Raw genomic sequence first — 20,077 nt, forward strand, 5'->3', positions numbered from 1 at the left:
TGAATAGATAAAAAAAATACAGATTTTTTAAGGTTAAATAAAACTGATTATGAATCATTTAAAAATATTTTTTCTTGTCACATTGCTTGGGTTTTCTTTACAGATCACTGCAACAGAACCCTTCATCAGCACTGAGAAAAAAAACGAAAATATTGTTTTAAAAGAAAAAGCGCTCAATCTTTCGATTTTTACCAATTCCGGAATAGACCAGGGGATTATGAGAGCTGTGAAAAATCTGCAGACTGATTTTCAGAAAGTGACAGGAGAGCAGCCGGTTATTCTTGACCAGATTTCAGGATTGCGGTCCCCTTTAATTATAATCGGAACTGCCGGGACAAAATCCGTTATTGATGATTTGATCAGGCAAAAGAAGTTTGATGGAAAGGCATTAATCGGAAAAAGGGAAAAATATATCATTCAGAATATCAGCAATCCTTTTCCGGGAGTTTCTGAAGCCATTGTGATTGCAGGAAGCGATAAAAGGGGAACGATCTACGGAATATATGAAATGTCCCAGCAGATAGGTGTTTCTCCGTGGTATTATTGGGCAGATGCTCCGGTTCCGGTAAAAGAAAATTTATATTTCAAAAAAGGAATGTATACTGATGGTGAGCCTGCTGTAGAATATCGCGGAATCTTCCTTAATGATGAGGAACCCTCACTCGGAGGCTGGGCAAGGGCAACATTTGGCGGAGTAAACAGCAAGTTTTATGAGAAAGTTTTTGAACTGATCCTGCGCCTTAAAGGAAATTATATCTGGCCGGCGATGTGGGGAAAAGCATTTTATGACGATGATGCTCTGAGTGGGCCGTTAGCGAATGAAATGGGAATTGTCATGGGAACTTCCCATCATGAGCCTATGGCTTTGGCACAGACCGACTGGCATAGGTATATCAAAAAAAATAACCTCCCGAATGACTGGGATTACACTAAAAATGCGGAAGTTTTACAGAAATTCTGGAAATCCGGAATAGAAAGAAGTAAAAACTGGGAAAAGCTCGTTACAGTAGGAATGCGCGGCGATGGTGATGAAGCAATGGGAGAGGGAATCAATATTTCCCTGCTGGAGAAAATTGTAAAGGACCAGCGTAAAATCATTGCTGAGGTTACCGGAAAAAAAGCTGAGAAAACACCTCAGGTCTGGGCATTGTATAAAGAAGTTCAGGACTATTATGATAAAGGAATGCGGGTTCCGGATGATGTGATCCTGCTGTTCTGTGATGATAACTGGGGGAATGTAAGAAAGCTTCCGGACCTTTCAAAACCTTTGCATAAAGGAGGCTATGGTATGTATTACCACTTCGATTATGTGGGTGGCCCGAGAAACTCCAAATGGATCAACATCAGTCCTATCCAGAGAGTCTGGGAACAAATGAACCTTTCCTATGAGCATAAGGTAGATAAGCTTTGGATTGTCAATGTAGGAGATTTAAAACCCATGGAGTTTCCGATCAGCTTTTTTCTGGAAATGGCATGGAACCCGAAGCGGTTTAACGCTAAAAATCTTTTGGAATATACTGAAAAATGGGCTGCTCAGCAGTTCGGCGAAAAATATGCCGGAGAAATTGCCAGGATGATTAATCTCTATTCTAAATACAACAGAAGAGTAACGCCTGAAACCCTTGACAGCAAAACATACAGCCTGGAAAATTATCATGAATTTGAAACGGTTTTAAATGATTACAGAGCATTAGCCGTAGAAGCTTTACGTTTAAAAGAGCAGATTCCAGCTGAATATCAGGATGCTTATTATCAGTTGGTTCTGTACCCGATTGATGCCTGCAGCAACTTATACGAAATGTACTATGCCGTAGCAAAAAACAAGGAACTGGCAGCAAAAAAAGATCCGGAAGCCAATTTCTACGCGGATAAAGTGAAGGCATGCTTTGAGAGAAACACCTATCTGGACAATCAGTACAATAATGTGATCGCCGGCGGGAAATGGAAACACATGATGGATCAGATGAAAATAGGATACAAAAGCTGGGCAGACGGGAAAGAAAATATAATGCCTGAAGTCACCTATATTTCCGAAGCTGAGGTTCCCAAAGAAAAAGTATTTCAGGAAAAAAACGGCTATGTATCCATTGAAGCAGAAAACTTTGCAAGGCAGCATCAATCAGACCGAATCCATTGGGAAGTGATTCCAGATTTCGGAAAAACAAAATCCGGGGTGACTACATTTCCGCAGAATGCCTATCCAAAAAGCGATGAAAATATCTGGCTGGAATATGATATTAACTTTGAATCGAAAGGTGAATTTGAGGTTGAACTTCTTTTAGCACCTACCTTAAATTTTAACCACAATAAAGGACTCCGATACGAAATTTCGTTTGATGGCCAGCCTGCACAGGTTGTGAATTTCAATGGCCATTACAAAGGAGAATTGGGAAAATGGCAGTCCGAACATATCATTAAATCCGTTACCAAACATTCGGTTCCGCAGTCAGGAAAACATACTTTACTTTTCAGAGTACTCGAGCCCGGCATTGTCCTTGAAAAAATATTGATCAACACCGGAGGTTTAAAACCTTCTTACCTGGGCGCTCCGGAAAGTGAAATGCTTCATTGAGTGACAAAATATTAATAACAACATCTAATTATGGAATATTAATCTCATTTCAAACTCAAATCTAAAATCTAAAATACAGTTTCCTGACAGAGAATGACTTTGTAAACAACTTTATTTAACAGATCGCTGCCTGATAATTCAGGGTATTTTCCTGATGGTTTTTGAAAATTAAACTGTCTTGAAAGGGACTCTATTGCCCTTATTTCAATAGTTTACATATAAAAATCACGAATATTTAAACCAAAACATTATGAAAAAACTTTTAAGTCTTGTTACCATTCATTCTATATGTTTGTTTTTCAGCTGTATCCTATATGGGCAGCTTACTACGGTAAAAATTGATAAGAACATACCTTATCAGAAAATAACAGGTTTTGGCGGATTTGTCTGCAGTCCTCAGTTTGCCTATAATCATATGTCCACATCAGAGATTCAGACGCTTTGGGGAGCTTCCAGTGAAGGCGGATATAATATTATGAGATTATATATTCCCGAAAACAGCAGCAACTGGAGTTCCGTACTGGCTACAGCACAGCTTGCAAAATCAATGGGACTCACCATTTTTGCTTCGCCATGGACCATGCCTGCAGCCTGGAAAACCAATAACCATGTGAATGCTGTGTATACTGATGCCAACGGAGTACAACAGATAGGCTATCTGAAGACCGAAAATTATCAGGATTATGCGCTTTATCTTAACAGCTTTGTTACCTATCTTCAGAGCAATGGAGTAGAGCTTGATTATATTTCCATTCAAAATGAACCGGATGAAATGGCCCAGTATCAGGGATGTATCTGGACTCCTGCACAAATTACCAATTTTATCAAGAATTACGGTCAGCTTATCAACTGCAAAGTAATTGCTCCGGAAAGTGTTGGATTTACGGATAATTTTGCCACTGCTTTACTGGATCCTGCAGCAATGGCAAATTTTGAAGTGTATGGAGGACATCAGTATGGGCCTATCCAATCTACATACAAGCAATTCCAGAATTATAACAAAGAAATCTGGCAGACAGAATATCTGATCAACTGGAACTCCTCATCCACACAGCCGGCACGCGATTTCAGCTGGAATACAGATGCATTTACTTTTGCCAGCAGTGTCAACAATGCATTACTAGGAAATATAAATGCCTGGATTCATTATTCTGCCAAACGGTATTATGGCTTGATGGGTGATGGGATTTACGGAACAACCTCAGGAGTAATGACCAAAAGAGGCTATATCCTTTCACATTATGCTAAATATACAACCGGAAAAACAAGAATAGATGCGAAATGGAATGACAAAACTGGTGTTTTACAAGGCTCTTCCTATATTTCTCAGGATGGAAATCAGGTTGTTCTTATGGTTATCAATCCTTCTCAGAATGCTTATAGTTTGAAGGTTGATCTGCCTTTTTACACAATTTCAGGAACAAAAGTCCTTACCAATACACAATCCAATATGGTGAGTACACCCATTTCTATGAGTACGGCAACATTCCGGCCTACTGCTGATATCAGCCCTTCCAGTGTCATGACTTTTGTTTTTAATAAAAGTGGTGACAGACCTGCTTCCCTCATGACAGGCGGCGATATTCATTATAATAAAATTGAAACACAGACGGCCACCAGTGCAGGTTTTGGTACAGGATTCAATATCAGCAACACAACGGTAACGTTCTCCAATCCAAGCCCTCTTATCAGTAATAATATGACAGCGTCTAACGGATATCTTCAGCTTAATGACAGGTATAATAAACTGATCCTGCATGTAAACAGCTATACAACAGCGGGACAAAGCTATTCGGACAATACAACTTTATACTATATCAACAGTCAAGGGGTAACAAAATCATATAATTACGGCAAGATTAATTTTCCACAGGGGGGAAATTTTGATATAACATTCGATATTTCAAGACAGGTTCTTACAGACGGATGCAAAGGAATTTTAGGACTGAGAAATTCCAACTACAGCTCTGTGCTTACCCTTAATCTTGGGGATGTTTATTTCAATGTGGGAAATGAAATTGCTTCTAAATTCGGAGGAACCTATTCTGCAAGTGACAGCTATCTGATGGATGCGCTGGAAAACGGTTACTATACTTCAGTAGATTTCAGAACTGCAGCAGGAGTTACTTCCTCCAATAACTGGCAGCCTATGAGTGCCAATACCAACAGTGTCTATTATGTGAATTCCAATGTAAGCTCATCTGCCAATAATGTGATTTCAGGTACAGTTTGTTCAAATCTTGTCCTTTCCGGTCAGGGTATGGACTTTCAGGTGCCATTTAATTTTACTGCCAATACCGCTTCTTACAGCCGTATATTTAACGGTTATGACGTGCTAATCTTACCATTTCAGGCTAATATTCCATCCGGAGTTACTGCTTATACGATGTCACCCGGAGCAAGTAATATCAGTTATACTGCAATTTCAAACGGAATCATTCCTGCAAATATTCCGGTACTCATTAATGCAACAGGGAATATTACTTTCAACGGTTCAGGAAATGTTTCCACACCCAAAGCCATCACTGTTAATCAGATGAACGGAGTCTATCAGAGCATCAAAGTTCCGGCCAGTGCCTATGTTTTAAAAACAGAAAACGGAGTAACAGGCTTCTATAAAGTAACTGCCGGAAGTGAGCCTGTGATAGGATCTTTCAAAGCATATCTTACAGAAGAAAATACATATTCTGCCAATGTTCTTCCTTTAAACTTCGGATTTTTAAGTGGTAGAAATATTTCTGTTGAGGTTAAAAAAGAGGGTGTGAAAATATATCCAAATCCTGTAAAAGCAGATCTTTTCATTGATTCTGATTCTGCAGAAGCTATTGCAGCCATTTTTGATGGAAGAGGAAGTATCATCAGATCCGGATTGAAAATAAATTCAGGGAAAAACCATATTAATGTGGCGGATTTCCCGGCCGGTATTTACTTTGTTGAGGTTACTCAAAAAAATAATACAGTGGTGAAACAAAAATTTGTCAAAGAGTAAATTGAATCCAAAGAGGTTGTATCAAAAGTCAAATAATTGGCTTTTTGTCATTGACTACGTCGAATCTTCGACTTCTGACGAAGGAAGAATCTTATTGATAACCATACATATGAGATTCTTTACTGCATTTTCATTTCGTTCAGAACGACAATTTTGAGACAGCCTCTTTATTTCTATACAATTATAGGGTGAAACTGAAAAGTAAGCTGATTTATTGTTAATTTAAGTGTATTATTTACATTTATTTAAAATAGAACGTTATATTTGTTTTTCATTGCATTGCTGCTCAATGATACTGGCAATTAGTATAAAATAAGAATGAAAACATAATTATCCGTGAAAATCTGTGAAATCAGTGGATTGAAAATCATTAATCACAAAATCAACAATCATTTTTCGGAATTTATTGAAACCATACTACCTATGAAAAGAATTGTATTAATCCTATGTGCAACACTGGCAGCACCTTTATTCTTTGCCCAGAGCCATTACAAATATCCGTTCAGAAATCCGGATCTTCCGGTTAATGAAAGAATAGAGAACCTTCTTTCTTTATTGACAACAGAAGAAAAGATAGGAATGATGATGGATAATTCCCAGGCAGTTCCCCGTCTGGAAATTCCAGCCTACGGATGGTGGAATGAAGCACTTCACGGGGTGGCAAGAGCAGGAACAGCTACTGTTTTTCCACAGGCGATCGGGATGGCTGCCACATGGGATGTTCCGGAGCATTTTAAAACTTTTGAAATGATCTCTGATGAAGCACGGGCAAAATACAACAGATCTTTTGATGAAGCTCTGAAAACAGGACGATACGAAGGATTGACCTTCTGGACACCCAATATCAATATTTTCCGTGACCCAAGATGGGGAAGAGGCCAGGAAACCTATGGTGAAGACCCTTATCTGACCTCTGTTCTGGGTGTTGCTGCAGTAAAAGGTCTGCAGGGAAACGACCCGAAATATTTTAAAACCCACGCTTGCGCCAAACATTTTGCAGTACACAGCGGACCGGAATGGAACCGCCATTCCTACAATGCAGAAATTTCAAAAAGAGATCTGTATGAGACCTATCTGCCAGCTTTTAAAGCGTTGGTTCAGGAAGGTAATGTAAGAGAAGTAATGTGTGCCTACAATGCTTTTGACGGGCAGCCATGTTGTGCAAATAATACTTTACTTATTGAAATTCTCCGTGGAAAATGGAAGTATGACGGAATGGTTGTCTCAGACTGCTGGGCACTGGCTGATTTCTTCCAGAAAAAATACCACGGTACTCATCCTGACGAAAAAACAACCGTAGCAGATGCCCTGAAACATTCCACAGATCTGGAATGCGGAGATACCTATAACAATTTAACCAAATCCCTTGCAAGCGGGCTGATTACCGAAAAAGATATCGATGCGTCGATGCGCCGGATCCTGAAAGGCTGGTTTGAGCTGGGAATGCTTGATCCGAAATCTTCCGTTCACTGGAATACCATTCCTTATTCTGTAGTCGATTCTGAAAATCATAAAAAACAGGCACTGAAAATGGCACAAAAATCAATTGTGCTGATGAAAAACGAAAAGAATGTTCTGCCTCTCAGCAGAAATATTAAAAAAATAGCCGTTGTAGGCCCGAATGCTGATGACGGATTGATGCAGTTAGGAAACTATAACGGAACCCCTTCTTCAATTGTAACGATTTTAGACGGAATCAAAGCCAAATTCCCGAATGCAGAGATTATTTACGAAAAAGGAAGTGAAGTGGCAGATCCTTCATCCAGAACATCTCTCTATCAGAGTTTTATCAGTCAGAAAAACGGTGCGAAGGGAATGAAAGTAGAGTTTTTCAATAACAATGAATTCAAAGGCCAGCCGGCAAACACTTCCGTGAATTCCACTGCAATCAGCTACAACAGCTTTGGCGGGACCCAGCTTGCACCCAATGTAGGGAGGGAAAATACTTCAGCTATCATTTCAGGTGTTTTCAAGAGTACTTATACAGGTAATGTCGTGTTTTCTGCTTCCACCTCTGATATCTATACGCTTTTTGTGGACGGAAAAGAAATCGCGACAAGAAAAGGACCTGATGCTAGACATCCTTCAGAGTTTCCTGTAAAAATGGAAAAAGGAAAAGAATACCAGGTAGAGCTGCACCATACACAAAAAGGAAAATATGTGAGCATCAGCTTTGAAGTCTACAGAAAAGATCCTGTTAATTTTGCTTCGGTCAGAGAAAAGGTGAAAAATGCAGACGTTATCGTCTTCGCAGGCGGACTTTCTCCAAGTCTGGAAGGTGAAGAGATGATGGTCAATGCAGAAGGCTTCAAAGGAGGTGATAAAACTTCGATTGCTCTTCCTAAAGTTCAGAGAGACCTGTTGACGGAGCTTAGAAAAGACGGAAAACCTGTTGTTTTTGTTCTTTGTACAGGAAGTGCACTGGGACTGGATCAGGATGAGAAAAATTATGATGCCTTACTGAATGCCTGGTATGGCGGACAATCTGGAGGAACTGCCGTAGCAGATGTGTTGGCAGGCGATTATAATCCTTCCGGAAAATTACCCGTTACCTTTTATAAAAATATTGAACAGCTGGACAATTCCCTTTCAAAGACAAGCAAACACCAGGGATTTGAGAATTATGATATGCAGGGAAGAACGTACCGTTATATGAAGGAAAAACCTCTTTATCCATTCGGACACGGTCTGAGTTATTCAAAATTTGTTTACGGAGATTCAAAACTGAGCAAAAATACAATCAGTACCAGCGAAAATGTGACGATCACAATTCCTGTAACCAATATTTCAGAAAGGGATGGTGAAGAAGTCGTTCAGGCCTATATCAAAAGAAATAATGATTCCAAGGCACCGGTAAAAACATTAAGAGCTTTTGAAAGAGCTTTAATCAAATCTAAAGAAACAAAAAATATTCAGCTGACACTTTCCAATGACTCATTTGCATTCTATGATGAAAAAGCAGATGATTTGGTTTCAAAGCCAGGCGATTATACCATTTTTTACGGAGGAACTTCTGATGATGCAGGGTTGAAAAGTATTCCGTTAACAGTAAAATAAAAATTGATTCGGAACAATTGAAACCATTGCAAGCCTACAGTAGCTTTCAAAATATATGATCTATGACAACAAAAAATAAAATATTTTCCATTGCGATTTCCCTTAGTGCTGCTTTTCTTTCGGCTCAGAATAATACGGTCCGTACTTTTAATCTTGATCTGAAAGAAAGCCCAGCACCTATTAAAATACAACCCACCATGTACGGGATTTTCTTTGAAGACATCAATTTTGCAGCAGACGGAGGAATATATGCCGAACTGATTAAAAACCGAAGTTTTGAATTTGACGAACCTTTTACAGGATGGAAGCAACCCAACACAAAAACGCTTTCTCCTAACCTGGATTCCGGATTTCTGACCATTTATTCCGATCCTTCTAAAACCAATAAAAATTACGCGAGAATTACCGTTCTTAATAATAAAAATTATCTTTTGGAGAATGAAGGTTTCAGGGGAATAGGGCTTCATCAGGGAGAGCAATATGATTTCAGTTTTGATCTGGAGAATGTTTCAGGAAATATTTCAGCGGTCAATGCAAGCCTTGTTGATGAAAACGGAAAGGAAATTACTTCCGCGTCTACCCTTGTAAGAGGAAAGGGATGGCAGAAATATACATCAGTTTTCAAATCTCTTCAAACCGTTGAAAAAGCAAAACTGCGTATCACATTTACCGGAAAAGGAATTGTGAATATGGATATGATCTCACTTTTTCCTCAGGATACCTGGAAAGGCAGAAAAGGAGGCTTACGTAAGGATTTGGTTCAGAAACTAAATGATTTGCAGCCCGGATTTTTGCGGTTTCCGGGCGGCTGTATTGTAGAAGGAAGAACTTTGGCTGAACGGTATCAGTGGAAAAAAACAGTAGGAAATGTGGCAGACCGGGAATATCTTATTAACAAATGGAGTACAGGATTTCCGCATCGTCTTACACCGGATTACGGACAGTCTTTTGGATTAGGATTTTATGAATATTTCCAGCTTTCCGAAGATCTGGGTGCAGAGCCCGTTCCTATTCTGAGCTGTGGAATGGCATGCCAGTTCAATACTGCAGAACTGGTGAAAATGGAAGACCTTGATCCTTATGTTCAGGATGCTCTGGACTTGATTGAATTTGCCAACGGAGATTACAAAACAACAAAATGGGGGAAACTCCGTGCTGAAATGGGGCATTCGCAGCCTTTTAACTTAAAATTTATAGGAGTAGGGAATGAACAATGGGGAGCGGATTATATTGAACGCTATAAAGTGTTTGAAAAAGCCATTCACGCAAAATATCCTGATATTAAGATTATCTCCGGCAGCGGACCGTCACCCGATGGCGAATTCTTTGAATATGGCTGGAAAGAACTGAAGCAGCTTAACGCACAGATTGTAGATGAGCATTATTACAACTCTCCCGACTGGTTCATGAAAAATGCAGGCAGATATGACCACTATGACCGTTCCGGACCAAAAGTGTTTGCCGGAGAATACGCTGCCCAGTCTGTTGGAGTAGTAAAGCCTGATAATAAAAATAACTGGCTGACAGCCCTTTCAGAAGCCGCTTTTATGACCGGTCTTGAAAGAAATGCAGATGTGGTCTATATGACTTCCTATGCACCGCTTTTTGCCCATGCTGAAGGCTGGCAGTGGACACCTGACCTGATCTGGTTCAATAATCTGAAATCTTACGCTACTCCGAATTATTATGTTCAGAAATTATTTTCCAACAATAAAGGAACTGATTTGCTGAAAATAGAAAGTAACGGAAAAGCTTTGTCCGGGCAGGAAAAGTTATATGCTACAGCAGTGAAGGATGCAAAAACAAATGAGATCATTATTAAAATGGTCAATACTGATACTCAGTCCAAAACGGTTATTATCAAACCCGGAACTCTGAAAATGGGTAAAAAAATTACCAAAATCTCTCTGTCTGCACCATTACTTTCCACTGAAAATAGCTTTGATGCTGAACCTGTGAAACCTAAAGAAGAGATTTCTGAAGCCAAAAATGGCGAAGTCTCAACGGAAATTCCTGCCAATTCTTTAGTGGTTTTAAAAGTGAAAACGATTTAATAGGTTGTTATTTAGGTTATTATATAAAATAAGTGTGTTTTTTACATTTATTTAAAATAGAATCTTATATTTGTTTTTATCTCATCAGGAGAAATTTAAATCTCAATCATCAAAAACGTTTCATCACCATGAAAAAATATGTTATCGGGCTGGACTATGGTACAGATTCCGTACGGGCCGTTCTTATTGATACGGAAAACGGATCCGAAGTAACCTCTTCAGTCAGTTATTACCAGAGATGGAAAGAAGGTAAGTTTTGTAATCCCTCAGCCAACAGCTTCAGACAGCATCCTTCAGATCATATTGAAGGTCTGGAGAAAACTATTTCAGAAGTAGTACGGGAAAGCGGGATACCACCGGAGCAGATCGTTAGTATTTGTATTGATACCACAGGTTCTTCACCGCTTCCCATAACAAGTGAAGGAAAAGCATTAGCCCTGACTCCTGGATTTGAAGAGAATCCCAATGCCATGATGGTTTTATGGAAGGACCATACTGCTATCCGGGAAGCTGAAGAAATCAATACCCTTGCAAGAACCTGGGGTGGGGAAGATTATACAAAATATGAAGGCGGTATTTACTCTTCAGAATGGTTTTGGGCCAAAATACTACACATCAGCAGAATGGATGCAGAGGTAAAAAATGCTGCTTATACCTGGATGGAGCATTGTGATTATCTGACCTATCTTTTATCAGATCATAAAGACTTGGCTACCTTTAAAAGAAGCCGTTGTGCAGCAGGCCACAAAGCTATGTGGCATGAGTCATGGGGAGGTTTGCCCTCAGTAGAATTTTTAAACAGGCTTGATCCTTCTCTGGGAGAACTTAGAGAAAGATTATATGAAAAAACCTATACCTCAGAAGAAATTGCCGGCCACCTGAATGAAGAATGGGCTGAAAAAACAGGACTAACAGCCAATACCATTATCACTGTTGGAACCTTCGACGCCCATTCAGGAGCAGTGGGAGCAAAAGTGGAAGAAAACACCCTGATCAGGATCATGGGAACTTCCACTTGTGATATCATGGTAGCCTCAGGAGAAACCATCGGAGATACAACAGTAAAAGGAATCTGCGGCCAGGTTGACGGCTCTGTAATTCCCGGATTGATAGGACTTGAAGCAGGGCAGTCTGCATTTGGAGATGTGCTGGCCTGGTATAAAGACATTCTGATGTGGCCCGTTCACCAGGTTATGATGCATTCCGAAAGTATTTCAGACGAGCAGAAGACAAAGCTCGCAGAAGAAATGGAGGCTGGACTTATCAGAAAATTAACCCTTGAAGCCGAAAAAATTCCTCTTTCAGATGCCGTTCCAATTGCATTGGATTGGGTAAACGGAAGAAGAACACCGGATGCGGACCAGGAACTTAAAGCAGCCATCAGCCAGCTTTCTCTGGGAACAAAGGCGCCTCATATTTTCAAAGCCTTGGTCAATGCCATTTGTTTCGGAGCTAAAAAGATCGTTGACCGTTTTGAAGAAGAAGGTCTGAAAATCAATAAAGTGATCGGGATCGGAGGAGTAGCAAGGAAGTCACCATTTATCATGCAGACACTTGCTAATGTTCTGGATATGCCAATTGCTGTTGCCGCTTCAGACCAGACTCCTGCTTTGGGGGCTGCTGTTTATGCTGCCGTATCAGCAGGAATTTATCCGACAGTTCAGGAAGCAAGCATGAAAATGGGCTCCGGTTTTGAAGCGGAATACCAGCCGAAGCCTGAAGAAGTACAGCATTACAGAGAGTTAATGCAGCAATACCAGAAGCTCGCTGATTTTGTAGAATATAATACCCGATTGAAAAACAACAGGAAAGAACTTCAGAACTCCTGATCTCCCATTTTAACCTTTTGAATTACGCTCAAAATGAATACCTATAAAGAACTCCAAAGAGAATGCTATGAAGCCAATATGCAGCTGGATGCCCTGAAGCTGGTTGTTTATACCTTCGGGAATGTAAGCGCTGTAGACCGTGAGAAGGGCATTTTCGCCATTAAACCAAGCGGTGTTCCGTATGACGTTTTAAAGCCGGAAGACATGGTGATCTTAGATTTTGACGCCAATGTCATTGAAGGCAGGCTCAGACCCTCTTCCGATACAAAAACACATGCTTACCTGTACAAGAACTGGGACCATATTGGTGGGATTTCCCATACTCATGCTATCTATTCTGTAGCTTGGGCACAGGCGCAAATGGACATTCCTGTTTTCGGAACAACCCATGCAGACCATCTTACAACAGATATTCCCTGCGCACCACCGATGCGTGATGATCTGATCGAAGGAAACTACGAATACAATACAGGAATACAGATTCTCGAATGCTTTAAAGAAAAACAGCTCTCTCCTGAAGAAGTGGAAATGGTTCTGATTGGCAATCACGGTCCCTTCACCTGGGGCAAAAATGCAGAAAAAGCCGTCTACAACAGCAAAGTGCTGGAAACTATTGCCGAAATGGCTTATCTCACCAGGCAGATAAATCCTGATGCAGCACGCCTGAAAGACTCACTCATCAAAAAACACTATGAACGTAAACACGGCAAGAATGCCTACTACGGACAGGAATTTAAACACTAAACACTTCAACATAAACAACTATTAACGATCAACAAAATTATGTTAACACCTCTCAATACCAAAGAAATCTGGTTCATCACAGGAAGTCAGCATTTATACGGGCCTGAAACACTGGCTCAGGTAGCAGACCACTCACAAAAAATTGTGGAAGAACTTGAAAAATCTTCTTTCATCCCGGTAAAAGTCATTGTAAAGCCAACGGTAAAAACTACCGAAGAGATATTTGAAACCATAGCATCCGCCAATCATGCAGAAAACTGTATAGGAGTGATTACATGGATGCACACCTTTTCACCTGCTAAAATGTGGATCAGAGGATTAAAAATTTTACAGAAACCTCTTCTGCATCTGCATACCCAATTCAACAGAGATATTCCGTGGTCTACCATGGATATGGACTTTATGAATCTCAACCAGGCCGCTCATGGCGACCGTGAATTTGGTTTTATGGTAAGCAGGCTCCGAAAGAGCAGGAAAGTAGTGGTAGGACACTGGTCAGAAGAAAGAGTTCAGAAGCAGATCGGTGACTGGAGTCGTGTTGCTGCCGGCTGGGACGACTGGCAGGGAGCAAAGTTTGCACGCTTCGGAGATAATATGAGATTTGTAGCCGTTACAGATGGTGACAAAGTGGAAGCGGAAACAAAGTTCGGTTTTTCAGTCAATACCTGGGGAATCGGAGATCTTGTCGGAGTTATCAATTCTGTAAGTGAAGGAGAAATAAAAAGCCTTATGGAAGAATATGAGTTTTCTTATCACATGGCAGCATCCCTTTTGGAAGGAGGTGCCAACAGAAGTTCATTGCACACCGCTGCAAAAATTGAATTAGGACTTGAAAAGTTTTTAAAAGATGGAGGATTTAAAGGATTCTCTGATACCTTTGAAGACCTTCACGGGCTGGAACAGCTGCCGGGAATTGCAGTTCAGCGCCTGATGCAGAAAGGATACGGATTTGCAGGAGAAGGAGACTGGAAAACAGCGGCATTGGTACGTGCTATGAAAACAATGGGGCAGGGGCTTGAAGGAGGAAATGCTTTTATGGAAGATTATACCTATCATTTAGATCCTTCCAATCCTTCTATTTTAGGTTCCCACATGCTGGAAGTAGATCCTGTTCTGGCAGCCGGGAAACCTTCATGTGAGATTCACCCGCTCGGAATCGGAGGAAAAGCAGACCCGATTCGTCTTGTTTTTAACTCCAGAGGAAATATTGATTCTTTGAACGCTGCCCTGATGGATTTTGGAAACCATTTCAGACTGCTGATTAACAAAACCAAAGCATTGGAAATTACAGAAGAGCTGCCAAAACTTCCGGTAGCAAGAGTGCTGTGGAAACCTCTTCCTGATTTATATACAGCTGCAGAGGCCTGGATATTGGCAGGAGGTGCCCATCATACCTGTTACAGTGAAAATATTTCAGCAGAGCAGCTGGAAGATTTTGCTGAAATAGCAGGAATTGAATCATTAGTCATTGATGAAGATACCAGAATGCGTGATTTTAAAAATACACTTCGTTGGAATGAAATGTATTATCGTTAATTAATTTTAAAAAATATGTAAATAATTATGAAAAAAGCAACACATAATGGCATTTTTATTTTATTATTTTTAATTATTTTCGGCTGCACAAAAGAAAATAACAAACAGGATATTTCAGGAAAAATGGAGAATGTTCATACTTCAGACTATGGAGTTACGCCAAAAGGCGATTCTATTAAAATATACACGTTGACCAATAAAAACGGGATGAAAGTTGAGGTCATCAACTTCGGAGGAATTATCACTTCTTTAACAGCGCCAGACAGAAACGGGAAATACGAAGATGTAGTACTTGGCTTTACAAAACCTGAAGGGTATTTCAATGGCAACCCATATTATTTCGGCGCATTGATCGGAAGGTACGGCAACAGAATAGCCAATGCAAAATTCTCACTGGACGGTAAAACATACGAAATTGATAAAAATGATGGTCCCAACAGTCTTCACGGAGGAAAAGGAGGATTTCATACCAGATTTTGGAATATAGAACCGGTAAAAGATGCAAAATTTCCAACATTAAAGTTGACCTATACCAGCGCAGACGGTGAAGAAGGATATCCGGGGAAATTAACAACAACCGTTTTCTACATGCTTACAGACGACAATGCACTGGAAATTTCCTATGAGGCAGAAACCGATAAGCCTACCGTGGTGAATCTTACCCAGCATTCTTATTTTAACCTATCAGGAAATTTTACCAAAACGATTACCGACCATGAATTACAGATCAATGCAGATCATTTTCTTCCGGTAAATGAAACCCTGATTCCTACCGGTGAGCAGAAAGCAGTAAAAGGAACTCCCTTTGACTTCACTGTTTCAAAATCCATCGGTAAAGATATCAATGCAGACGACGATCAGCTGAAAAAAGGAAAAGGATATGACCATAACTGGATCCTTAATGGAAAAGGCCTCAGAAGTATTGCCAAAGTGTATCACCAGGGAACAGGAAGACTGATGGAGGTCTTCACAGATGAACCCGGAGTGCAGTTTTATTCCGGAAATTTTCTTGACGGAAAGTTTGATACCAAAACCGGTGGTAAGAATGAATTCAGAACAGGATTCTGCCTGGAGACCCAGCATTTCCCAGATTCACCGAATCAGTCTTCTTTTCCTTCCACAGAACTGAAGCCCGGACAGAAATACCAGTCGAAAACCATCTATAAATTCTCCGTTAAAAACTAAACTATGGGAAAATTAGCAACTATTGATATCATCATATTCCTGATCTATTTCGTAGTGGTAGCTTCCTACGGATTATGGATCTATAAAAAGAAAAAATCTGAATCTACAGGAAGCAAGGATTATTTCCTTGCGGAAGGATCTTTGACCTGGTGGGCGATTGGAGCCAGCTTAATAGCCTCCAATATTTCTGCTGAACAGTTTATCGGGATGAGCGGTGAAGGTTTCTTTGTTGGAATTGCTGTTGCCGCTTACGAATGGATTGCTGCCGTTGCACTGATCATCATCGCAGTCTGGTTTATACCGATCTATCTTAAAAATAAGATTTATACCATGCCCCAGTTTCTGGAAAGAAGGTATAATAAATCAGTTTCACTGATCATGGCTGTATTCTGGCTGTTTCTGTATGTTATCGTAAATCTTACTTCCATTCTCTATCTTGGCGCTCTGGCCATTGATACTTTGTTGGGAGGAGAACATCTTCACAGTATTATGATTGCTCTTTTGCTTATGGCACTTCTGATCGGCCTTGGAGGGATGAAAGTGATAGGATATACAGACGTTATACAGGTGGCAGTTCTTATTATCGGAGGTTTTGCCACGGTTTATATGGCTTTGCAGATTGTAGACCAGAGAATCAATGGAGCGGCTGTCGGGAATGCACTGGCTGGTTTCAATACCCTGATCAATGAGGCTCCGCAGCATTTTAAGCTGATTCTTGAAAAGCCGACCACCACGACGACGACTTTGGCAATGCCTCAGAATCTGGAGGTACAGAAATATGTGGTGTTACCAGGTCTGGCCATGTATTTTGCAGGTCAGTGGATTGTTAACCTGAATTATTGGGGATGTAATCAGTATATTACCCAAAGAGCTTTAGGAGCAGATCTGAAAACAGCAAGAACAGGAATTTTATTTGCAGGCTTTCTGAAGTTATTCATGCCTGTTATTGTGATGCTTCCTGGGATCGCTGCTTATGTATTATATTCCAAAGGACATCTTCCGGGATTCAACGGAGTGAAAGACGGGGCATACTCTGCAATATTGGGATTCTTGCCTGCAGGGCTTAAAGGATTGGCAATTGCAGCGTTGACGGCAGCGATTGTAGCCTCACTGGCAGGAAAAGTAAACAGTATCTCAACCATTTTTACCCTGGATATCTATAAGAAATACCTTAAAACAGATGCTACCGAAATCCAGATGGTGAGAACAGGCCGCTGGGTAATTATTATTGCAATGATGGCAGCATTGGCCTTCACCTGGACAGATGTTTTGGGAATTGGCGGAGAAGGAGGTTTCACATTTATTCAAAAATATACAGGCTTCATCAGCCCCGGAGTTTTTGCCATGTTCCTTTTGGGAATGTTCTGGAAAAGAACGACTGGCACGGCCGCTTTGGTAGGCGTGATTTTAGGCTTTGTCCTTGCGGTCTTCTTCAATAGTTTTGCTGTAGAAATTTTCGGAAAAGAGACCTGGATGTATACAGCTTTTACTTATGAAAAACTGGAGAATGGAGTAGTTCATACCATTACCGAAATTCCTTTCCTGATCAATATGGGATGGTCGTTTTTTATCACCATAATCGCCATGATACTGATCAGTCTTGCAGGTCCGAAAATTAACCCTAAAGCCTTTGCTATTGATGCAACAATGTTTAAAGTGGACAACAGAACTTTAGTCTTGATTGTGATGACACTGCTTTTACTGACTGCTTTGTATGTAAGGTTTTGGTAAACGTTGAATATGCTATAAGTGAATAGTCAATAGTGAGTTCGTTTCACTGTCAATTTTAGAATTAACTTGTGAAGCAAAATTGGCTTTTCACACATTATTAAAAATAGGATGCTTTTTGAGCATCCTATTTTTTTGTTTCAGAATTAGCTATATGCACTTCTATGGCGCTTAGTTCATCTCAATATATTTGAATCTGAACTTTGGTTTTGATCGTGATGGCAATGCTTTTACTGATTATTTTGTGTAGATTGAATATATGACAAAAGTGAATGGTCAATAGTAAATTCGTTTCACTGTCAATTTTGGAAATTCACCATTGACTTGCGAAGCAAAATTGACTTTTTACATAAATAAAAAAACCAGAATGCTTAAAAAGCATCCTGGTTTTTTTATTATATCTTCTGACAATTAGTTCATTCCAATATATTTGAACTTAAACAATTGACATGAAGTACCGTAATAATCCCAAAGGTGTAAGTTTGAATTGCCATCCATGGTACAGTTGGGAATGTCCCAGCCACGTGTAGGGTCCACCTTGGAAAGGATTTTATAATAACCATTGGAAACAGCAACTACCTGCCATGTCTGTGCATCATTACCATAGTTCTGCCAAAGCCTGATCGAAGTTCCCAGTGTATTACTATTGCTGGCCAGATCAATACAGCGGTTTGTTGCACTCGCTTTGGATACAAAACGCCAGTATCCATTGCCGGCGTCAATTGCAACCCAGCGTTGTGCAGCAGCACCATTTCTTGTCCATGGTCTTAACACTGCGCCATTGGCATCTTCTCCGGATTTTAGATCAAGTACTTTATTGGCATCGGTCTGAAACTCGATCTCGTAAATACCATTATTGACCAGACTGCTGGTTGTGTTACAGTTTCCAACAGGATAATTTGAGGATGAGTATTGCTGGAACCACTGTTTAACTGGTGCGGCGCAGGCTTCCCAATCGTTGTTGTAGGCTGTTCCTGCATTAGGATCGCCTTTGTGTAGGAGATTATCCGGGGCAAGAACATTCCAGCTCACATTGCCCGATTGATCCACAATATATTTTAAATTGGCGCCAAAGCCGTTTCCGCCTGCCGTCCCGGTTGTGCCGATGCCGAAGGTTCCATATCCCTGAGGTGCCCAATCGGTCTCAGTAATAGCGATTGGCGCAATGTCTGCAACCGGTTTAACATTGATATTCCATGCATTTTGAAAGGATTGATAATTGTTGACACCACCCCAGTAAGCAGGGTAAATGTGAACAGCATAGCCAATATTACCACCTGTGATCGGGTTATTGACATAGCCTTGGTAATGGGATTGCCAGCCCGTACCCGGTATCCAGCAAACATTGTTGGCCCCGTTGTTACGGATGATATTGACTAATGGCTGGAAGAAATTTTTAAGCGCTGCAAAATGTTCATTTCCTGTAGTACCCCATGTACCATTGGTCCCCAGGATTTCAACAGGTTCGTTGGCTAATTCGAACATCACGTTGTCAGCATTCTTTAAGCCCGGATGCTGCGACAAAAAGGTCCATACGGTTTTAAGGTAACTATGATAGGCATCATTGACTGCGATACGATGTGGGCATACACCAGGTGGGCGTAGGATGACATACATACCTCGGCTTCGTGCGTGGTTGATTAAAGGAATAATGACTTGATCAGTGTAGGTAACCAAGCGGTTATAATTGAATCGTGAGATATCATTCTCGGGGATAGCCGGGCCGGGATCATTGGTCCAATACGGATCGATGTGAAGGCGAATGTAATTAAGGTTCCAGCCATCAGCAGTGCTGCTGAGCTTGTTCATGACTGCTTTGTTATAGTTCAGAGCTCCCTGTACATTATAATTGTCCCAGGTACAGTAGCCGGAGTTCGAACCATATTGACAGCCATTGAACCAAGGGCTGGGTGTTATGGCAACCCCATGTAAGACAACGTTATTGCCACAGGGATCTTTGAGGTACTTGCCGCCGACATGCAGGGTAGGTGTTGTTGCCAATGCCAATGCAGAAGCATCTTTATTGGTCCTTAGGTTTATTTCAGATTCTTCTAGTAAAGTTTTTTCTTCTATCCGTGAGCAGCTGGAAAGAATGGTCAGTAGAAAGGCCAGAAGTAGCCACATTTTGTTTGTTCTCATAATTTATATATTTAAAGGGTTATTGATCTTATTTTTTAGCCATCAATATCTCGGTTCCCTAACCTGCGCAGGAGTATTGGGGTGGATAAGTGAAACTTCTTAATCTTTATTGACGCTGGATTTTGATGAGGCTTGATGTCATATTTTCTATTACACTGACTAACCTGCTTGTCTCCCGGTTTTCTTTATCTAATTCTCCAACACTAGTTTCGGACAGGATAATGGAATGATCTCTATTCAGTTT

General features: G+C 40.6%; 11 protein-coding genes. 10 read left to right on the top strand and 1 reads right to left on the bottom strand.

Annotated elements, in window-relative coordinates; all coding sequences use genetic code 11:
* The first annotated feature begins 49 nt into the window (after nt 1–49).
* The 9 genes from J2772_RS00520 (at nt 50) to J2772_RS00560 (ending at nt 17,697) form a co-directional block, all read left to right on the top strand.
* Complete coding sequence (locus J2772_RS00520; protein ID WP_209912379.1) at nt 50–2,572, top strand: glycosyl hydrolase 115 family protein; 2,523 nt, start codon at nt 50–52, stop codon at nt 2,570–2,572.
* A 250-nt stretch (nt 2,573–2,822) separates the two neighbouring features.
* Nucleotides 2,823–5,561, top strand: coding sequence for a T9SS type A sorting domain-containing protein (locus J2772_RS00525; RefSeq protein ID WP_209912380.1), 2,739 nt, complete (start codon nt 2,823–2,825; stop codon nt 5,559–5,561).
* 423 nt (nt 5,562–5,984) lie between these two features.
* Nucleotides 5,985–8,618: a beta-glucosidase gene (locus J2772_RS00530; RefSeq protein WP_209912381.1), complete on the top strand. Its 2,634-nt coding sequence runs from the start codon at nt 5,985–5,987 to the stop codon at nt 8,616–8,618.
* Between the two features lie 62 nt (nt 8,619–8,680).
* On the top strand, nt 8,681–10,672 hold the full coding sequence (locus J2772_RS00535) for an alpha-L-arabinofuranosidase C-terminal domain-containing protein (protein ID WP_209912382.1): 1,992 nt from the start codon (nt 8,681–8,683) through the stop codon (nt 10,670–10,672).
* A gap of 128 nt (nt 10,673–10,800) precedes the next feature.
* Entirely contained in the window at nt 10,801–12,501 is a 1,701-nt protein-coding gene (locus tag J2772_RS00540) for a ribulokinase (protein ID WP_209912383.1), read from the top strand.
* A 33-nt stretch (nt 12,502–12,534) separates the two neighbouring features.
* Complete coding sequence (locus tag J2772_RS00545; protein ID WP_209912384.1) at nt 12,535–13,245, top strand: L-ribulose-5-phosphate 4-epimerase; 711 nt, start codon at nt 12,535–12,537, stop codon at nt 13,243–13,245.
* Nucleotides 13,246–13,284: 39 nt separating this feature from the next.
* Nucleotides 13,285–14,781, top strand: a complete 1,497-nt coding sequence (araA, locus tag J2772_RS00550; RefSeq protein WP_209912385.1) for an L-arabinose isomerase — start codon at nt 13,285–13,287, stop codon at nt 14,779–14,781.
* A 27-nt stretch (nt 14,782–14,808) separates the two neighbouring features.
* Nucleotides 14,809–15,966 carry an aldose epimerase family protein gene (locus tag J2772_RS00555; RefSeq protein WP_209912386.1) on the top strand — a complete coding sequence of 386 codons (1,158 nt, stop codon included), beginning with the start codon at nt 14,809–14,811 and terminating at the stop codon, nt 15,964–15,966.
* A 3-nt stretch (nt 15,967–15,969) separates the two neighbouring features.
* Complete coding sequence (locus J2772_RS00560; protein WP_209912387.1) at nt 15,970–17,697, top strand: sodium:solute symporter family transporter; 1,728 nt, start codon at nt 15,970–15,972, stop codon at nt 17,695–17,697.
* 408 nt (nt 17,698–18,105) lie between these two features.
* On the opposite strand, the gene J2772_RS00565 is transcribed toward J2772_RS00560, so the two are convergent.
* On the bottom strand, nt 18,106–19,701 hold the full coding sequence (locus J2772_RS00565) for an RICIN domain-containing protein (RefSeq protein WP_262899056.1): 1,596 nt from the start codon (nt 19,699–19,701) through the stop codon (nt 18,106–18,108).
* Here J2772_RS00565 and J2772_RS24115 point away from each other — a divergent pair.
* On the top strand, nt 19,610–19,936 hold the full coding sequence (locus J2772_RS24115; RefSeq protein WP_245365110.1) for a hypothetical protein: 327 nt from the start codon (nt 19,610–19,612) through the stop codon (nt 19,934–19,936). The genes J2772_RS00565 and J2772_RS24115 overlap by 92 nt on opposite strands.
* Nucleotides 19,937–20,077: the final 141 nt, after the last annotated feature.

The sequence above is a fragment of the Chryseobacterium jejuense genome (assembly GCF_017877355.1).
GTDB classification, from domain to species: Bacteria; Bacteroidota; Bacteroidia; order Flavobacteriales; family Weeksellaceae; genus Chryseobacterium; species Chryseobacterium jejuense_A.